The organism is Mesobacillus sp. QJM3NY_10, assembly GCF_056173465.1.
On record NZ_CM149675.1, the window covers coordinates 3,840,132 to 3,857,466 of the forward strand.

Sequence of the window (17,335 nt, forward strand, 5' to 3'; positions counted from 1 at the left end):
TTTCTCTTAGAAAACATTTCTATTATTTTTTAAATTACCCATATCTTATAATTTGTTGAATTCCACAAAAGACTGGAAGCCTTGTTATATATATCATTGTATAACTTACCGGAATTGAATTACACATCTATTTTTTATGGGTAATCATAACGTCTTAAAACTTTTTGTCGAAAAAACAATAGTATGTTTATGGCATTGAAACATTGTTGGGAGCCGTAATTATAAATCTGGTAAAACTCATAGCCACGATAATTCAAATAAGTGTTAAGTAGGGATATCCGGATAGCGACATGGTGTTAATGTTATAATCGTGTGGCATTGGTAAAATGATTCACAATTTATCTTTAGATTAGTTAAACTAGTTAAATATAGTAAAGGGCCGATGAGAATTCCCCGGCCCTTTTACTAATTAAAACTAAATCTATTATATTTTCGTATGAATTTCTATATCTTCTGTACATGGATGATACAGAGTCTATTAAACTTCAAGTTAAAATAGAAGTTCTAATAGTATGATTTACCAAAATTTTGCCTTGGGTTAACTACTGGATTTCCTTTATGATAAAGATTAGATGACGAAGGTTCTAACCATGACTTATAACCAGGAGTTAATCCCGACCAAGGCTTTATGGGCGCAATATAACCGTCAGTATTACCATCTGCAAACCTGCACCATGGGTCTGTATAAGATCCTCCTACACACATACCACCAACAGAGTTTGTATTTAAATGTCTGTGTGTTCTTGAGACTTGCACTTTAAAATCATCATAATCTACAACTTTAAAGGTAGATGTGCTTGTATTTTTTCCCATTGCCCATGAATAATAATAACCAGCATTTGCTATAGCCCAATATCCTGACCCAATTCCAATAGATGGCTCTTGTGGATTGTCACTTGCAGTAGTATCAATATAAGCATACGGCATATCTGATCCCCAGTAGGTACCTACACTTGATTGGGAAGTCGACTTAGGTCCATATGAGAAAACATAGTGTGTATAACCACCATAGGATGGTAATGATGTTTTATCATAACCATAAAAAGCAGTATCAATTTCCATTCCTGCAGGCCCTCCGTAAGGTCCAGTTGGAACTCCATTCCAAAAGGAAAGAGTTCCCGTATCTGCAGTCTGATATGCATTTAAGGACCTTTGTGCTCCTGACCAATAAAAATTGTGTTGAACCCCTCTTACACCATTATCATAATCTATTATTGTCTCAGTATCACCGAATGCAGGTGCAATATGAGCATCAGGAGTGCCAAGAGGCAAACTCCCATCGTGAGCTAGCGTAATTTCAGGCTTATTCATAACTAAAGTTAATAATACTATTAATCCTATTCTTTTCCACATTCTACTTCACCTTCCCCTTCCAATTTTCAGGAATCTCTCTTAGTAAAGGAGTGGAATGGCTATGTATATCGCTTTTAGAAATTGCATGAATAGCCTTGTTGTTTTGTAATTCTTTTAGCTTAACCTTTTTCCCTTTAACTTTAAGTCCATATACTATTTTGTTTTCAACACCATTATTTTCTATAAAATGTTTAACAGCTGACAGTTTCTGTTGTGCCTTGAGTTTTGACTCTTCTGATTTATTTGCCTCTTCATATTTTTTCAATGCTTTTAAATGATCGTTTAGTCGTTCTTTAGTAATTTTTTTAGCCATTTTAATAGAGTTTTCTATTGATTCACCTTCTTCTAAGCTATAACCACCGGTAAAAGTGCTGTCCCCGATATCATATAAAAAATTAATCTGTTGTACTTTTAGCTTGTTTTTATTCTCAAATTCCCCCAATTCATTTAATGCAATACTTTCGTTTAATGTAATAAGTGCATAAACTTCCTCATCTTGACCTGAAGTTTCATTAACCCACTTTTTTCCTTTCTCTTTTGCTAAGTTAAGCTCGTTTAGCATTTGTTCATCAAACGAATTGAGATTTTTCTTTATTTCTTCTTCTTGCTTTATAGTTAGCTTAGGATTTGGGATTTCTATTGATGTTTTTTCGGCATTACTCGAATTTGTATTTATCAATATAAAAGCAGATGTAATGACCAAAAATGGCATTATTATTTTTTTCAATAAAATTACCTCTTTTCCAATTTGTTACAACCGGTTGTAATAGCAGTATACTATAATTAGAAAATATATGTAAATAAATTTCCAAAAAAAAAAAAAAAACAAAACCACAAAGAGTTTTGTTATAAAATTTATATTCTTTTTTTTAGTAGTTTTAAGATGTTATAAACAATTATAAGAATGATAAAAATAATAATTACCGATAGTAAGTAATTTCCCCATAATATTTTCCCTCCATAACAGCAATTAATTGAATAATTATAAGGTAGGGGAGGATCGATTTTTGGTGTATAGAATTCTAAAAAGGGTATAGGAAATCCTAGTGTGATTGGAAAAGAATGCGCTAACTCTTCTTCATTACGTATTTTAACACTATCAAAAAAAATGGATACGTAACAGAAAACATTTGATAATATAAATCCAAAAATCCATAATTTAGTCTTTCTGAAAATCATTTATTAGCCAGCCCCTTTACATAAGACTTCTAAATATATCGATATAAAAGTGTACACTAATTAAAAAAAGACAATATTTTCATATAATTCTTTATGTACATATATTACCATAATTATGATTATACACTTAAAATCCCTCTTTTTTTATAATGTTTTTTGTTTTTTGTAATTAAAACCTAAGCTACACTGCAACTCTCACTCGTGGCTAATATAAGTATTATAATTATATTAGCCAGGTTTATTCAAAACTTACCATTAAGCAAGTGAGCCTAGATTTTAAACTTACTCATAGCTTTATCCATACTATCTTGGTTAACTCCAATATAGCGCAACGTTATTTGGGGTGAACTATGGTTGAAGATTTCCTGCAGCATGGCCACATCCTTGGTTTGGCTGTAGAAATGATATCCGAAGGTTTTCCTAAGTGTATGAGTCCCGATTTCCTCCAGTCCGAACTGCTCAGCTGCCTTTCTTAATATTTTATAGGCCATACTGCGTCCAATTGGCTTGTTCCTGCCTTCCCTGCTCTTGAAAAGATATTCCTCGTCATCTTTTCCTTCCAAGTAGTGCTTTAGTTCTCTCCTCAAAGCAGGTGTGATCTGTATGCGTTTCTGTTTTCCAGTCTTGGTCTCCCTTAGACTAATATGACTCTTCTTAGCGTCCTTGACCTTTAAGGGCAAAATGTCCGAAATTCTCAATCCCGAGTTTATCCCTGTGACAAACAACATATAGTTCCGTTCGCTTTCCTCCCTTAAGTACTTTTTTATTAATCCTATGATCTCAGGATCTCGAATTGGCTGTACAAAGTTCATGCTGTCACACCCTGCTCTTCATATACTTCAATCTTTAGTAGAAACGCCAGCTTATAAAATGCCCGTGCCTTTACCCGGTAATATTTTCTCTCACTCATACCAATATCATTGTAGATTTCGTAATCAAAAACATCCTCATCATCCATGTACCTTTTAATGATGATTGCTCTTTCCCAGTGAGTAAGTCGATTAACAGCATGTATCATTCGGTTAAGGTATTGCTGCATTTCCCTTTCTAAGTCAGCATTCTTTATAGCAGCATCTTCTGTTGATGAATGGAACTTATTTGTATTAGATGGTGGAATTATCGAATAAGTTTGTGTAATTTTGGGTTGGCTATCGAATTGTCTTAGCAAAAGAATTCTGTACTTCTCTAATGCTGATTCTACGGCCTTTCTGGTGGCGTTTCGATCAATGGACGGTAAGTTAAAATCTGAAAGATTCCCCATTTACTCTACCCCAATCTTTTTTTATTTTTGTCTAATGGCTCCACCTTTTGTGCGACGATAAGTGGGCTTATAAACGCCCATTAATTCCTGAACTTCCCTCGTGGTCATAGCCATTGGCTTAGCTTTGACTTTTTTATCTCTTTGTTTCTTTAAAGGCACCTTATTCTTGCTTGCCCATTTAGTAAGCTCTCCCTGAATGGTCCTCACAACAAACCCTCCTTAATGAAAAAAGAGGACACCGATTAAACTAGAAATACTCTAGTTAATCAGTGCCCTCACGCTTTATTCTCGATCTCGGACATTATTAAGCTGATTTTCGCATCAATAACCTGAAGGTTTCCTTCCCTTTTGGCGTAATCAATGGTTGGATACCTGCTTTTCCGTTCCGTTCAAATTCTTTAAGCTTAAACAGTTCAGGAACATACTTGCCATAAGGCTTTAATTTGCCGGTCTGGTCCCTATAAATGAACCCTTTTTCCAGCAACCAATTAATGAATGTCCTCTGGCCAATTTCAAGTTCTTTTGCTGTATCTCTAAAGTTTGTAAGCAAGTTCCTATCCACCAATGCATCGACATAATCTGCCTTTGGCTGCATAATCGCAATGCTTTCATTTTGCTTCCTAACCGTTTCAAGGGTTGCTCTAAACATTAGCTGTGTTTGCTGGTCAGCATGAGGAAGATACGTTTTAATGAACATATCTTCATTCGACACATAACCACCAGTCTTTCTGTCAATGGAAGGACCTCATGAGTAACCCAACGTTTAAATTGTTTTGCTTCTGGCTTTTTGCTCCCCATTACTAAAGAGTAAAGTCCTGGCTCGTTAACAATATTAGCTTCACCTTGACGACCTAGATTGAATCTAGCCCGTTCATCTTCATCTAACCTCTTTAGTGCATCCGAAGGATTTGCGATTTCTAACACATCACACACATCTTTTGCTACAAACCAAACCTCATTGTCCTTAATTATCGTCCGGACTTGATGATGTTCGTAATCAAAGATTTTTTGCAGTTGTCTCACTTGTTTCCCCTCCTTCAAATAAAAAGAGGGCACCAATTAATAGCATTTTAGATTGCTAATTAATCAGTGCCCTCACGTTCTATTCCCGATCTCGGACTTATTCAGTTACTCATAAGTCCATTATATGGCAATTTTTATTAATTTGCTAGACCTTACCAACCTTTATGGAATCCTTTTGTCTGAACCTTTAAAAACGACTCAGTTTTTTTCCCTAATTTCTTAATTGCTTTGTTTTTCTTTCGGCTTTTTTTCAATAACTTTATCATTTTTTATTCCTCCATAATTTCATTTCGTGTTCATCATGGAACACTTAGTCACTAAGTAGGACATTCATCTTCCTTCGTCGAATTGTAATTATTAGGAAGGAGGTGAATCATGTGACAGTTACTAATAAAGTTGCAATTGGATTAACACAATTTATTGACTTTACTGTTAAAGGTAGTGCAGCTAAAACCAGTATGGTTCGAAAAATCAAGTATCAGGATAACTATCACCCTTCTTTTGATTACTGGAAACAACTAAGAGACGGAATCATCAAATATCATGAAAATGGGCTTGAGTTAGATTTTTTTGATACTTTAATTGAAGAATTGGATCATAAAAAGAAACCTAATTACATTGAAGCTCTAAAGCAATATAAAAAGTTTCTTCGTAATAAAGATGTTGTTTGGTTCGATCCAGGTAAAGCAACTTGGGTTGGCGCTGAATTAAATGTTCGTGCATCTTCCGAGTTAGGTTTAATCATTAATGGACAGCCACATTTGCTAAAACTTTACTTCAAAGGAAAAAATGAAAAAGTGGATAACCGAAATATAAAAACTGCTTTAACTCTTTTAAATTCAGCTTTCTATGAAAAGAGTTATAATTTTGATATCAATTATTCAGTGCTAAATATACAAAAGAACAAATTCTATACGGATAATAATATAAATGCTGATAAATTGATTGCTCTTGAATCTGAGGCTAGTCAATTTATGTACATTTGGAATAAAATTTAAAAAAGTTATTTATCACCATACAAATCGTTGGCATATTGCGCGCAATCTTGGCAAATCCATTTATTATCGTTAATTTGAAGTGAAGCTTGGTAAGATCCACAACTAACACATTTATTTTTAACCACCTTTTTTCGGGTGGCTTTTTTTGTGTTTTTGTTCATCTATTTTTTCACCTCTACCCCTTAGTTATTTTTTCATTAACAAAAAAGTTTCTCCAGGATTCGGCCTATATCTCTTCATGACGGTAGCAAAAAAATTTGTTCAACGTTGTTTCTGTTATCAATACATCTTAGATACTCAAAAACAGGTTTTTGTCTAAAATCATTCATTCACTGAAATCATTTTGATATGTGTACCAAAGGAGTAATTCCTTTGGTACGTTTTATTAGGTTACTATAGGGGTATAAATCACTTGGTTGAAACTTTAGCAGAGTTCACTTTCCTCAAAAGTGACTCTTTTGGATTTACCGCTTGTTGTTTCAACAATGGTTAGGCCATGTGAGACCGCCTCGCATTTGAAGGCTTTTCCCTTGTTACCATCCAGTACAAGGACAATCACCTTGCCTGGTTCTATTTGTTGATTGATGGACATATTTTGATTATTAATCTCTATTTCTATTAATCTTTTTTGCATCTTGACACCCCTGCCCTATGGTATAATTAAGGTGTCGATTAGATTTATTGCCAGACCGCCCGTCTGGCAGTTTTTTTATTTTCGGGAACTTTTCCTCCCACCGTCTCTCCCATTCTTCTAAAGCTGCCTTATTACCAGCAAGACACTCTTTGTTTAGGTCGAACAGCGACATAGTTTGATAGTTTTCGTTCTTCATTCGCACTCCTATCTTTCTGGCTTTTAAATAGATCATGCTGCCTTTCACATGAACCCGAGCAATAAAGAACCTGCTCAGAATGGACAGTAAAAGTTGTGCCGCAATTTGAACACTGGCTGTATAACCCGGGCATTCTCCTACTCTCCTTTTCTGACGATTTCTCCTTCTCCAATATCCCGTAATAGAGTATCTTGACAGCATGCCGGACATTGGAGCAGATACTGGTCTTCAAAGGCTTGCTCGACTGTAAAGGTAAGCACGCAGCCTCCACACTCGTAAATGTGAACTAAGGTATTCACGGCTACACACTCCTCGCCTGCTGGCATCTATGGCTTATGTATAGACGCTCCAGTTCGGATAAAGGCAGTTGGTTAAGGTTTTCTTTTGTCATTCCTGATTTCCAGAGTTGGTACTCAAGAAACCTTCTCCTCGTTTGTACTGCGTCGAGCAGGACACCCATCTCAATCCCTCACTTTTTAAATTTTTTCAATTCTTCTTCGAGAGCCTTTCTCTCAGCTTCCAAATCAATGTCATCAGATGTATGTGGTTCAGATTGGTTGGTGGCTGATTGTTGCTGATGAGCTGCAAGCCATTCAGGAGTCTGCTCTTTCCTAAGGGCTTGCCTGCTGTTCTTTGGCCGATTCCGTTGCTTTGCCATTCTCTCCCTGAAAGCCTCTTGATCTGCCCTGGCTTCCTCAACCGTTTTCACCTGTTTATCAGCCCACGACCGAAGAATCGTTTCGGCATAACGCCAAGTTTTTTTTCCATTCTCGACTGCAAGCTTTAAGGCTTCTAGAACAACCTCGTCATTAAGATCCGCACACCATCCGGCAATCTTGCCATGCATATATCCACTAATCGTTCCAAATCCGTTTTCCTGGAAAAATTGAAAGGGATTTTCTTTTTTCTTTTGTGCCCGCACTTCTTCTTCAACTTCTTTTAAATTCTCTGAAGTACTCTCTGTAGTAATCTCTGGTATTGGTCTGTTCAAATTGAACACATGGTCTGTCCATTTTGAACACATGGTCTGCTCATTTTGAACATATGCGCCGTTATGCATTTCTTCATTTTGAACAAAAGCGTCATCTTGCATATCGTCAGCTTGAACAACCGCGTCACTATGCATTTGTTCATTTTGAACAGATGGTGTGCTCAACCCATCCAATTCCTCGTAGTTGATTGTGTACCATTTGGTTCTGTCAAAGTTCTTTTTGTTGAAATTTCCAATGATTAATAAACCGAAGTTTTCCAATTTAGAAATGGTTCTCCTGATCGTGCTTATGGACCAGAAAGGGAACTGCTCCTGCCAATCCTCTTGGGTGTTGTAGATCCACTTCTTCTCCTCATAGCAATGCTTGCTTTCTTGCAGCCAGTAATTCAACTGCTGCAGGAATATGGCTTCATTAAGTCCTACTTTTTCTGCGAGAGAAGGCAGCACAATGATGGGTTTGTCATCTAGTAACAGTTTGCTCAAGCCTTTCTCCTCCTCTTTTTCGTTTTGGTTTCTACTAAGAATGAACATACCGCGAAATCATCCTGGACATATTCCAACCGATAATCTAAATAACGAGTCAAATAATTCCGCACAAGGGCTAAAAAATTTTGCTCCGATAATTCTGATTGCTGGTTTAGCAGCCATCTGGGGAGCAATACATTAGATGTCTTTGAAGTTAACAAGGCGTTATGCCTCTATGAAGATATGAATCTGATTATTCTTATTTACAGGGAGCTGTTCTTTTTCTTCTTCTGCCTGGTACAAACAATCAGAAACATTTTCGGCATCAATGAAAGCCTTATGGGCGGTTTGGAAGCAGTGGTTAATCTTTATTGCAAAATCAACTTCAAATACCATAAGTTGTCCTCCTTCTGAATAAAGTTTACCGTGCCGATTCTTTTTTCTGTTTCCTAATTAGTGTGTTATATCTGTGCTTCACAGCAACCGGGGTACGGTCAAATTTCTTTGAAAGGTGCTCACATGAAACAAGATGAAAGTGATTCAGCAGATAAAAGTCTTCTTCAACTGTCCAGGGTTTTCTGGTATAACCTTCAAGCACTAATGATTCGTTAAACATTGAAGGCTGCTTTTCATTGTTTTGGAAAAGAACTTCAGACAAGGATCTCATTTTTGCACCAACTGGACATTGAGTGTTGCAAATACCATTTTGGTTTTTACCATTGAACTCACAACCTTTGCATTCAGTATCTAATAGGTTGTGTATCTTTTGTCTTATCCTTCGCTTTTCAGTGCGATTCATATCTTCCCTCCTCTCTATTTCAACGCGCACCGTAATGACCAGGAGATTGTAAAGGGGAACATCTAAAGGGGTCATTTAGATGCACTCCTGGCCATTACGGCAAGAATTGAAGCTTCTTGCCCTAGAATGGTTTCTAGTGATATAGTGAATGTGGATTTCTTGAACATATATTCAAGCAGTGAGTGTAGGAGCACTTGCTGCTTGCTTTTTTATGTGGACCTTTGGACCGTTTGTCTGCTGGAACCAGATACGGATCTGCTCAATCTCCATAGCAAGCATTCTATAATGCTGTGAATCTGTGATTTTCCCTGCGTTACTTAATTTTTTTGCATATGAATTAAGAGATTGCGAGATATAGATCATCTCCATGCCATCGAGCTCCACTGTCCGATTCATTCCCTCGATGTTTGAATAGACGATGTCAAACAGCCTTTTCCCCATTCCATCCAACGATTTGCGTTGATTCCTCATAGCATTTTTTAACATTTCCCTTTGCACTGTTAACAGATATAGACGTTGTTTCATCGTTATTCCTCCTCTGAATTTGTTTGCAACTCATTGAATCTACCGTTCACTATTTGGACAAACTTTACTCTTTATTCCAAATTTGACTTTTGTTAAAATTAAGAAGTCTTATGTCTAATTTTGTAAAACGAGGTCATGTAATGGAAATAACAAAGGAAGTATTGTTGTTAAAAATTAATTACTTTAGAGAAGAGCTCATCAAGACCGGTAATTCAAAAGGTTTTAATGATCCTGAAACCATAAGATTAAGCCAAACCTTAGATAGATTAATAATCAAGTATCAAAAGTTGTCACATTAATATCAAGAAATTTTTTCTAGAATTCGAATCAATACCAACTACCATCTACTGAATAGTGCCACCAGTTTTCATTTTTAAAATATACTTCCAAGCAGTTTTGCCTGGTGTTTCTGACTACCTCGTCTATGTCGGAAAGTGTATGACCCTTGCGTTCCTCTATTCCCATGCTTCGATTGTGGTTTGCATATACTTGCAAAAGTAATTTGTATTCCCCGTCTGATAAATGAGCTGCAACCGGTAGCTTTTTCATTTTAAATGCCCCTTTATTTATTCAATTTCCGAAGCTTCAAGCTAAGCTTCCAGGCTTTAAAAATATCCTTCATTGAGAATCTGTATTCCCGGCAAAGCACCCCGACCAAGTTGATTATGCTTGCAGCTGCATCCAGTAGCTCACCTACAACTCGTTTCATATCTTCTCTTTCAGCTTCTGTTCTTGTATGTATTGGTTTCGCCCATGAAACCAGGTCTAGTTGTTGAAGTGCTTCAGCCGTTTCGTTTTTAACCAGGAATACCATGCTTGCCGGATGCTGATCCACATAGTCACCATTAAAGTAAGGTATGGCTACTTCGCCTGCAGCATCCTGCCAGGTATTAAAATAAAATTCCACATCATCCAATGCTTCTGCAATAGGGCGCCTCATATCATTAGGTAACCGCCTGGATCCTGTTTCATACTTTGCTAAGCTCTCCCGTGAAATTGGAAGGTCTGTTGATAGTTCTTCTTGTGAGTATCCCTGCCTTTTTCTCGCACTGGCCAGCATCTCTCCGATGGCCATTAACTGATTCCTCCTTTTGTACCTAAACTATTGTGTATTTGTGACTGAAAAAGGTTTTATAATTTATATAAGTTATGAGATGGCTTCAATGCTTTTTTGCTCTTGATCACGCATCCAAGCATTAATGGTTTCTTTTGAAAAAATAATTCTACGCCTTATCCGAACATGGGGAATTTGTTTTTCGCGAACCATGTTGTAGATAGTGTCAAGATGGACACCAATGTATTGTGCTGCCTCCTGGGCAGTTAAAGTATGTCTTTCCACCTAAATTCCTCCTTATGAAATTTTAATGATTTGTTGTTGGTATAGTTCGCTTAGTTCAAACTGTACTTCCTAGATGACTTCTGTAACCACAGCATAGCTGATGTTGTTTTCGATGAACTGAGATGATTTGATTTACAATTTGTTCTTTTTGTTTTGGACTCATGATTAGCCTCCTAAGGCTGCGTTTGATTTTTTACGCGTTTCGTGACATTTATCTTCAAAAAAAATGGTCCAATTAAAATTTAGTACATTTGCAATTCTTTTAGCGTTTACTACGGCAGGATTTCTTTCTCCCGACTCTATCATCGCATAAGTAGATCTTGCCATCTTGGCTGACTCTGCTACTTGTGCCTGGGTCAAACCCATTTTAGAACGTTCTGATAAAAGCCATTCTCTCATTTACATCACCTCACTAATTGTCACATATCGTGTAATTAGAGTATATGTCACTTATTGTGTAATGTCAACGATTTAATACACTTATTGTGTAATTTATTTTTTGTCACGTTTTGTGACTGTATAATAAAGGAATAAATAGTTTTTTAACAGCAAAGAGGGGATTTAATTGTTTGGAGATAGATTGGCTTCTTTAAGAAGGAAAGAAAAATGGAGACAAGAAGATGTTGCAAAGAAACTGGGGATAGCAAGAACTACATATGCCATGTACGAACAGGGAAATAGACAGCCAGACTACGAAACATTAAAACAGATTTCTGACTTGTTTTCTGTGTCAATCGATTACCTTTTAACTGGTGAAGATCAACAAGGGTCTAGTAATGAAATGTGGAAAGAACTTCTTGATCCGGAGAAACAAGTTTTCTTTAAAGACCTGATGGACGCACCAGAAGAGAAGATAGCCGAGTTAATTCGGTTCTGGGAATTTATTAAGGAAAGGGATAAAGAAAAGTAAATTAAAGTACCTTAAGGAGAGAATGTTAATGAAGAAATACGGCATTTTATTATTGTTTATTCTGCTTATGGTTTCTGGTTGTAGTAAAGAGTCTTCTGGAAGTTCAGAGAGTGTTACTGTGGATTCTTTAATTACCGCTTTCAATGATGCTGGTTTGGAAGCAGAAGATCCATCGGATTTAGCCCAAAAAGAATTTGGTAATACACGTAAAGAAGGCAAAAGAATTTTAGTTCCTGCTCTTGGCGATGATGCCGGTGGTAGACTATACGAATTTGAAAACACAGAAGACTTAGGAAAAGCAAAAGCGTATTACGATGAGCTTGGTGAACAAGGTCCACTATTCTTCTCTCATACATATAACAAAGGAAATTTCTTGTTGCAAATGAATGGTGATATGGAAGATTCAGAGTTTGATAAATATAAGAAAGTCATGGATGAAACAATCAAGTAAACTATACCAGTTCAGGGAGGAAGCCAAGTGGAAAATTTCATTGAACAAGTTAAAACATTATCGGTAAGAGCAAACAAAATTAAGAATTCAATTGAAACCGAAGAGGCAACAAAAACTTCATTAGTAATGCCATTCTTTCAAGTGCTAGGTTATGACATTTTCAATCCAGAAGAGTTTACACCAGAGTTTACCGCAGATGTTGGGATTAAAAAGGGCGAAAAAGTAGATTACGCGATAATGGCAGATGGAAAACCAGTTATTTTAATTGAAGCGAAATCGGTTAGCGAGAAATTACAACGTCACGATTCACAGTTGTTTAGATACTTTGGAACGACTACTGCAAAATTTGCAATATTGACTAACGGTCTCACATATAGGTTCTATACTGATTTAGAAGAACAAAATAAAATGGATGCCTCTCCGTTCTTCGAGTTTAATATTTTAGATCTCAAAGAGACCAATTTAATTGAACTAGCGAAATTTAAAAAGGATAGTTTTGATTTAGAAAGCATCTTTACAACTGCTTCTGAATTAAAGTATCTAAATAAACTTAAAACGTTTCTTAATGAGCAGCGTGAAAATCCTTCAGAAGATTACGTTAGATTTTTGATTTCCCAAATTTATGACGGAATTAAAACTAAAAACACCATAGAAAAATTCGAACCTCTTATCAAAAAAGGGTATAAGCAGTTTATCAATGAGCTTGTAAACGATAAGTTGAACGCTGCATTGAAAAACACCAATAATGATGAAGAAGTACCACCACAAAACCCAGCTACTGTAGAAGCAATTGAAGCTATAGAATCAAAAAATGAACCGAAGATCATAACTACTGAAGAAGAGATAGAAGGGTTTGTCACCGTTAGGTTTTTACTGCAAGAAACACTTCCGGTTGATCGTGTAAGTTATAGAGATAATTTGAGTTATTTTAATATTATCGTAGACAATAGTATTCGCAAATGGATCTGCAGATTGGGTCTAAACAATACAAATAAATATATTCAATTTAACGATGACTCCCGTTCATCAGTTAATATTGAAAAAGTCTCAGATATTGTTTTCCATAAAGAAAAGATTATTGAGGTAGCGAAAAAGTTCTTATAAAAACCACTTAAGGCCCATGCCGGGCTTTTCTTTTCAACACAAACACGAACATACATTCCCTTTTTGGAGGAACTTATGAAATACCAAACAACTTTGCTCGAGGACTGGATTCAAATTTTTTATTCCAGAATCGGCATTCATCACCCTCGGCAATTGGATTTACACACTATTGCAAACCGACTGGGCTATTCAGTCCTTTATAGGGATATTTCTAGCCGTTTCTATAACCATTCAGTCATCATTGACGAAAGATTGTCACCTCAAGAACAATGGCAGGAATTTGCTCATGAGGTCTGTCATTTAGAACGACACGCAGGCAATCAACTGGTCATGCCGCAGCCATTTGTGGAATTGCAGGAATATCAGGCGAACCTATTTGCCTATCATTTCTGTGTCCCTAGTTTTATGCTTTTGAAGCTTGCAATTCCTGATTCTAATAAACAGGCAATCTACTTTCTGGGGAATACTTTTAACGTAACCTTGGATTTCGCCGAATATCGACTGGAATTATTCAGGAATCGAATTAACAGCGCAACCATGGTCGCAGAAAGGACTGAATCTTGAATAACAAACTAATCTTAATCAAATTGAACACTGCTATTGAGGCCGGAACAGATAAAAATGGAAATGTAAGAATTCCTATCTTTGATAGCATCACAGAGATTGACGGAGAACTGTACGGCATGCTGATTGGATACCAGAATCCCGAAAAGGATGAGGTGAAGGAATCCTAAACTAAGGAGGTTTTTAGAATGGCGAACATCCGAAAAAGGGGAGAAAATTCTTTTATACTTACAGTTGAAACAGGATACGACTCTAAAGGTAGAAGAAAGCGTCGGTATAAGACGATAAAAGTTGAAGACAAGTCGCTCTTGAAAACGAGTAAAAAACTCCGAGATTATTTGGAAGTTGAGTTTCATAAATTCAAAACGGAGGTTCAGGCTGGTGAATATATTGCACCAGAGAAATTAACGCTTGAGACTTTCGTTGTGGACTGGGAAGAGAAATATGCCTCCAGGGAATTAGCCGAAACAACATTGGCCAATTACCTTTCTCATATTAAAAACCATATCCTCCCCGCCATTGGACATATGCGACTTGATCAAGTAAAGCCGCTACATATAATCAATATGCTGAATGATATGAAAAGGAAGGACGCTGACGATAAACCATTGTCTGAAAGGACAAAACAGGATTCGTATTTAACCATCCGAAATATATTTGAACGTGCAGTGGAATGGCAAATAATTAAAGACAACCCCGTCAAGAATGTCAAAAAGCCCAGGATTACCGAAGAAAAGGATCTTATTGTTTATGACGAAGAAGAGGTTGAATCCCTTTTTACCTCTGTTGAAAACGAACCTTTTCACTGGAGAATGTTCTTGACTCTTATCCTTGCAGCAGGGCTAAGAAGGAGTGAATGTTTAGGGCTGGAATGGTCTAAAGTGGATTTGGATAAAGGAACTGTCGACATCACCCAGGTTATTACAAAGGGTAGAAATGGAGCTGTCATTAAAGGGCCAAAGTCAAAGAAATCGAAAAGGTTACTTTCATTGCCTGAATCAGTTGTCGAAGAATTAACGTCATTTCAGGTGCAGTGGAAAAAAGAGAAGATGAGGATGCGTGACAGATGGGTTGAGAAAGACCGGCAATGGGTGTTTTGCAATGAGGACGGCACCCACTTCCATCCAGACACGCCTACTACCTGGTGGACCCGTTTTACAAAAAGGTCTGGTGTCAGGTATATCAAGCTCCACGATCTTCGCCACACCTCTGCTACACTGCTGATCAACCAGGGTGTTCATGCAAAGATAATATCGGAACGCTTGGGCCATTCGGATATTAGGGTCACAATGAACACATATGGCCATGTTCTTAGAAAAGCAGATCAAGAAGCCGCGAATAAATTGAACGGACTTTTCTTAAAGAAACAGTCGGCAACTAGTACATAATTTGTCGCCGAGTTGTCGCCGAACACGGGCGACAACCTTCCTAAACGATCAGGTTTAAACTGGTAGCCAACCTGAAAAACCCTAACTACAAAGGGATTAAGATGAGAACGTTTGTTTCGTTCCGGAGGTATCGTGTGCACTGGCAGCGTTGAGGTCAGGGGTTCGAGCCCCCTATTCTCCACTCTCAAAAAAGCAGTAAAACCATTTGGTTTTACTGCTTTTTTCATTATTTATAGTCTTTTTGACAATAGACCACGTTTCATCTGCCACAAAATTGCTTAGGTTTACTTCTTTAAAATTCGGTACGATAATTCTGCTTGAGCAATTTCAGATAGTAAAGTCTCTTCCTCAATTAATTTCATCGTTGCTAAAATCTTCACCCTGTTAAATATAAGGGGTCCTCTGCATCAAAGGAACAATTTTTAATGCTTTTGAAATGCTCCTTCTTATTCTTTCTTCTGTTTCACTTACCAGACAATATGCATTTTTTTTAATAAAGTAAGAAAAAATATTCATTGAGTCCTTGAGTGACCTTTGTAAGGCGGCCCTTCCTGATCAGTCAAATTCGTTAAAGAATTTAATATTAAAAGGGAATTGAGGTGACAAGTAAATGCCGATGCTGAATATGAAAAATGCCAGCCTGTATTATACTGTAAAAGGAAGCGGAACTCCGATCGTCTTTATCCACCCGCCTGTATTGACTTCAGTAAACTTCAAATATCAATTAGAAGAACTCTCAAAAAGTTTTCAGATCATTACTTTTGATATTAGGGGACACGGAAAAAGTCCATACTCTCCAGAACCAATAACCTATCCACTGATTATCAATGATATCATTCGGCTGTTGGACCACCTTAATATAAATAAAGCGTTTTTATGCGGATATTCCACGGGAGGTTCTATTGTTTTAGAATTCATGCTGACGTTTCCTGAGAGAGCTTTGGGGGGAATTTCGGTTGGGGCAATGCCAGATGTAAATGACGATTACCTGAGAAAGAAGATTTCTCTAGGAATTAAGCTATCAAGCAAAGGGGCTATAAACTTATTAGCCTGGTCCATCTCCTGGAGTAATTCAAATAATATAAAGCTGTTTAAAAATATGTTTTCAGAAGCAAAAAAAGGGGATTACCGCAACATTGAGCAATATTACCGGTATAGTTTAAAATATAATTGTGTTAATCAGCTAGATGAGATTATTCAGCCTATCTTACTGGTTTATGGCAAAAAGGATAAGCCCTTTCATTCTTACGCAAGGCAATTGCATGAAAAATTGCCCCAAAATGAATTGCATTATATCGAGAATGTTGACCACCGTATTCCAACTAAGGGTGCGAAAGAATTGAACCAGCTAATTTTTCAATTTGTAAAACATGACAGGTATCTATAGGTACCTGTCTCCATTCTCGAGTTTTTGTTATGTCATAATGATCTTTCAATATTCTACGACATTCCTTTTTCATTTCTGGAAATAGCGCAATATACAATGTCTCTCCTTCTTCTTTAAATGAAATAACTTCCTGTGGTTGTTTCACTCGTTAGTTTCTACAATCTTTTATTTTTAATGAAATAAAAAGGCGGAGTAAGCCCCCACCTAATCTATGACTAATGAATTTACATATTTCTTAACTACCTCTTCTTTACTCTTTTCATCTAACTCATGAAAATCCTTTTCGATCGGTAAAATAATATAGCTTAGGAATATGCCGCTTAATTGTCTAGCTAGAAATTCCGTATCCACATTCTTATTTAAAGTTTCAAAATGCAGATCTAATCCGTTTTTCAAGTTTAAAAAAATAATCGTTGGAAGATTTATCTCTTCTGCTAAATTCCCCATTAAACTTTCAGAAAGCAGCATTTTGACTAATCCCGCGTTTTTCGAAAGAACCTCTAATCGATTATAAATAATTTTACTTAGAAACCCTTCTGTATCCTCTTCCTTTGCCAGTTTTTTTACATGGGAAGTAAATTGTTTCTCAATAACCGTTTTAACTACGGTAATAAATAGGTTTTGTTTCGTTGAAAATTTACGAAAAAGGGTAATCTCAGCTACTTGTGCTTCCTTGGCAATCTCATGAGTAGTTGCTGTCTGAAATCCCTTCTTTGCAAATACATCTAACGCCGCTTTAATAATTTGCTCTGTTTTATCTCTCAAAAA

25 protein-coding genes and 1 pseudogene are annotated in these 17,335 nt (G+C 36.6%); 9 read left to right on the forward strand and 17 right to left on the reverse strand.

What is annotated here, in order from left to right; translation table 11 throughout:
• Positions 1-504: 504 nt before the first annotated feature.
• The 6 genes and pseudogenes from AC0VX7_RS19415 to AC0VX7_RS19440 form a co-directional block, all read right to left on the reverse strand.
• The gene (locus tag AC0VX7_RS19415; protein WP_475425492.1) at positions 505-1,353 is read right to left on the reverse strand and encodes a hypothetical protein; all 849 of its coding nucleotides are present in this window, start codon (positions 1,351-1,353) and stop codon (positions 505-507) included.
• 1 nt (position 1,354) lies between these two features.
• Entirely contained in the window at positions 1,355-2,080 is a 726-nt protein-coding gene (locus AC0VX7_RS19420) for a hypothetical protein (RefSeq protein WP_475425493.1), read from the reverse strand.
• A gap of 721 nt (positions 2,081-2,801) precedes the next feature.
• Entirely contained in the window at positions 2,802-3,344 is a 543-nt protein-coding gene (locus tag AC0VX7_RS19425; RefSeq protein WP_475425494.1) for a site-specific integrase, read from the reverse strand.
• On the reverse strand, positions 3,341-3,793 hold the full coding sequence (locus tag AC0VX7_RS19430) for an ArpU family phage packaging/lysis transcriptional regulator (protein ID WP_475425495.1): 453 nt from the start codon (positions 3,791-3,793) through the stop codon (positions 3,341-3,343). Before AC0VX7_RS19430 ends, AC0VX7_RS19425 begins: the two co-directional genes overlap by 4 nt.
• A 21-nt stretch (positions 3,794-3,814) precedes the next feature.
• Positions 3,815-4,000, reverse strand: a complete 186-nt coding sequence (locus tag AC0VX7_RS19435; protein WP_475425496.1) for a hypothetical protein — start codon at positions 3,998-4,000, stop codon at positions 3,815-3,817.
• Positions 4,001-4,097: 97 nt separating this feature from the next.
• A pseudogene (locus AC0VX7_RS19440) lies at positions 4,098-4,816 on the reverse strand (BRO family protein).
• Between the two features lie 377 nt (positions 4,817-5,193).
• Here AC0VX7_RS19440 and AC0VX7_RS19445 point away from each other — a divergent pair.
• Complete coding sequence (locus AC0VX7_RS19445; protein ID WP_475425497.1) at positions 5,194-5,814, forward strand: hypothetical protein; 621 nt, start codon at positions 5,194-5,196, stop codon at positions 5,812-5,814.
• A 424-nt stretch (positions 5,815-6,238) separates the two neighbouring features.
• Here AC0VX7_RS19445 and AC0VX7_RS19450 read toward each other — a convergent pair whose 3' ends face one another.
• The 6 genes from AC0VX7_RS19450 to AC0VX7_RS19475 form a co-directional block, all read right to left on the reverse strand.
• A complete protein-coding gene (locus AC0VX7_RS19450) occupies positions 6,239-6,448 on the reverse strand; it encodes an XtrA/YqaO family protein (RefSeq protein WP_475425498.1) in 210 nt (69 codons plus the stop codon).
• Positions 6,449-6,781: 333 nt separating this feature from the next.
• Positions 6,782-6,943: an FmdB family zinc ribbon protein gene (locus AC0VX7_RS19455; protein WP_475425499.1), complete on the reverse strand. Its 162-nt coding sequence runs from the start codon at positions 6,941-6,943 to the stop codon at positions 6,782-6,784.
• A 170-nt stretch (positions 6,944-7,113) separates the two neighbouring features.
• Positions 7,114-8,118, reverse strand: coding sequence for a DnaD domain-containing protein (locus AC0VX7_RS19460; RefSeq protein WP_475425500.1), 1,005 nt, complete (start codon positions 8,116-8,118; stop codon positions 7,114-7,116).
• 207 nt (positions 8,119-8,325) lie between these two features.
• Entirely contained in the window at positions 8,326-8,496 is a 171-nt protein-coding gene (locus AC0VX7_RS19465; RefSeq protein WP_475425501.1) for a hypothetical protein, read from the reverse strand.
• A 25-nt stretch (positions 8,497-8,521) separates the two neighbouring features.
• The gene (locus AC0VX7_RS19470) at positions 8,522-8,899 is read right to left on the reverse strand and encodes a zinc-finger domain-containing protein (RefSeq protein WP_475425502.1); all 378 of its coding nucleotides are present in this window, start codon (positions 8,897-8,899) and stop codon (positions 8,522-8,524) included.
• 171 nt (positions 8,900-9,070) lie between these two features.
• On the reverse strand, positions 9,071-9,424 hold the full coding sequence (locus tag AC0VX7_RS19475) for a hypothetical protein (protein WP_475425503.1): 354 nt from the start codon (positions 9,422-9,424) through the stop codon (positions 9,071-9,073).
• 140 nt (positions 9,425-9,564) lie between these two features.
• On the opposite strand from AC0VX7_RS19475, the gene AC0VX7_RS19480 reads away from it, so the two are divergent.
• Positions 9,565-9,723, forward strand: a complete 159-nt coding sequence (locus AC0VX7_RS19480; RefSeq protein ID WP_475425504.1) for a Spo0E family sporulation regulatory protein-aspartic acid phosphatase — start codon at positions 9,565-9,567, stop codon at positions 9,721-9,723.
• Positions 9,724-9,751: 28 nt separating this feature from the next.
• Here AC0VX7_RS19480 and AC0VX7_RS19485 read toward each other — a convergent pair whose 3' ends face one another.
• The 4 genes from AC0VX7_RS19485 to AC0VX7_RS19500 form a co-directional block, all read right to left on the reverse strand.
• Positions 9,752-9,973 (reverse strand): hypothetical protein, encoded by a 222-nt coding sequence (locus tag AC0VX7_RS19485; protein ID WP_475425505.1) that lies wholly within the window; start codon positions 9,971-9,973, stop codon positions 9,752-9,754.
• A gap of 13 nt (positions 9,974-9,986) precedes the next feature.
• Positions 9,987-10,499, reverse strand: a complete 513-nt coding sequence (locus tag AC0VX7_RS19490) for a helix-turn-helix domain-containing protein (protein ID WP_475425506.1) — start codon at positions 10,497-10,499, stop codon at positions 9,987-9,989.
• 72 nt (positions 10,500-10,571) lie between these two features.
• The gene (locus AC0VX7_RS19495; RefSeq protein ID WP_475425507.1) at positions 10,572-10,763 is read right to left on the reverse strand and encodes a helix-turn-helix domain-containing protein; all 192 of its coding nucleotides are present in this window, start codon (positions 10,761-10,763) and stop codon (positions 10,572-10,574) included.
• Between the two features lie 165 nt (positions 10,764-10,928).
• Entirely contained in the window at positions 10,929-11,162 is a 234-nt protein-coding gene (locus AC0VX7_RS19500; protein WP_475425508.1) for a helix-turn-helix transcriptional regulator, read from the reverse strand.
• 166 nt (positions 11,163-11,328) lie between these two features.
• Here AC0VX7_RS19500 and AC0VX7_RS19505 point away from each other — a divergent pair, with 166 nt between their 5' ends.
• The 7 genes from AC0VX7_RS19505 (at position 11,329) to AC0VX7_RS19535 (ending at position 16,567) form a co-directional block, all read left to right on the forward strand.
• On the forward strand, positions 11,329-11,673 hold the full coding sequence (locus AC0VX7_RS19505) for a helix-turn-helix domain-containing protein (RefSeq protein ID WP_475425509.1): 345 nt from the start codon (positions 11,329-11,331) through the stop codon (positions 11,671-11,673).
• A gap of 28 nt (positions 11,674-11,701) precedes the next feature.
• Positions 11,702-12,124 (forward strand): lipoprotein, encoded by a 423-nt coding sequence (locus AC0VX7_RS19510; protein WP_475425510.1) that lies wholly within the window; start codon positions 11,702-11,704, stop codon positions 12,122-12,124.
• A 27-nt stretch (positions 12,125-12,151) separates the two neighbouring features.
• Positions 12,152-13,228, forward strand: a complete 1,077-nt coding sequence (locus tag AC0VX7_RS19515) for a type I restriction endonuclease (protein WP_475425511.1) — start codon at positions 12,152-12,154, stop codon at positions 13,226-13,228.
• Positions 13,229-13,303: 75 nt separating this feature from the next.
• Positions 13,304-13,792 carry an ImmA/IrrE family metallo-endopeptidase gene (locus AC0VX7_RS19520; RefSeq protein WP_475425512.1) on the forward strand — a complete coding sequence of 163 codons (489 nt, stop codon included), beginning with the start codon at positions 13,304-13,306 and terminating at the stop codon, positions 13,790-13,792.
• A complete protein-coding gene (locus AC0VX7_RS19525) occupies positions 13,789-13,962 on the forward strand; it encodes a hypothetical protein (RefSeq protein WP_475425513.1) in 174 nt (57 codons plus the stop codon). The genes AC0VX7_RS19520 and AC0VX7_RS19525 overlap by 4 nt, the downstream gene beginning before the upstream one ends.
• A gap of 18 nt (positions 13,963-13,980) precedes the next feature.
• Positions 13,981-15,180, forward strand: a complete 1,200-nt coding sequence (locus AC0VX7_RS19530) for a tyrosine-type recombinase/integrase (protein ID WP_475425514.1) — start codon at positions 13,981-13,983, stop codon at positions 15,178-15,180.
• 610 nt (positions 15,181-15,790) lie between these two features.
• Positions 15,791-16,567, forward strand: coding sequence for an alpha/beta fold hydrolase (locus AC0VX7_RS19535; protein WP_475425515.1), 777 nt, complete (start codon positions 15,791-15,793; stop codon positions 16,565-16,567).
• A gap of 204 nt (positions 16,568-16,771) precedes the next feature.
• Here the strand turns inward: AC0VX7_RS19535 and AC0VX7_RS19540 are convergent, their stop codons facing one another.
• Positions 16,772-17,332: a TetR/AcrR family transcriptional regulator gene (locus AC0VX7_RS19540; RefSeq protein ID WP_475425516.1), complete on the reverse strand. Its 561-nt coding sequence runs from the start codon at positions 17,330-17,332 to the stop codon at positions 16,772-16,774.
• Positions 17,333-17,335: the final 3 nt, after the last annotated feature.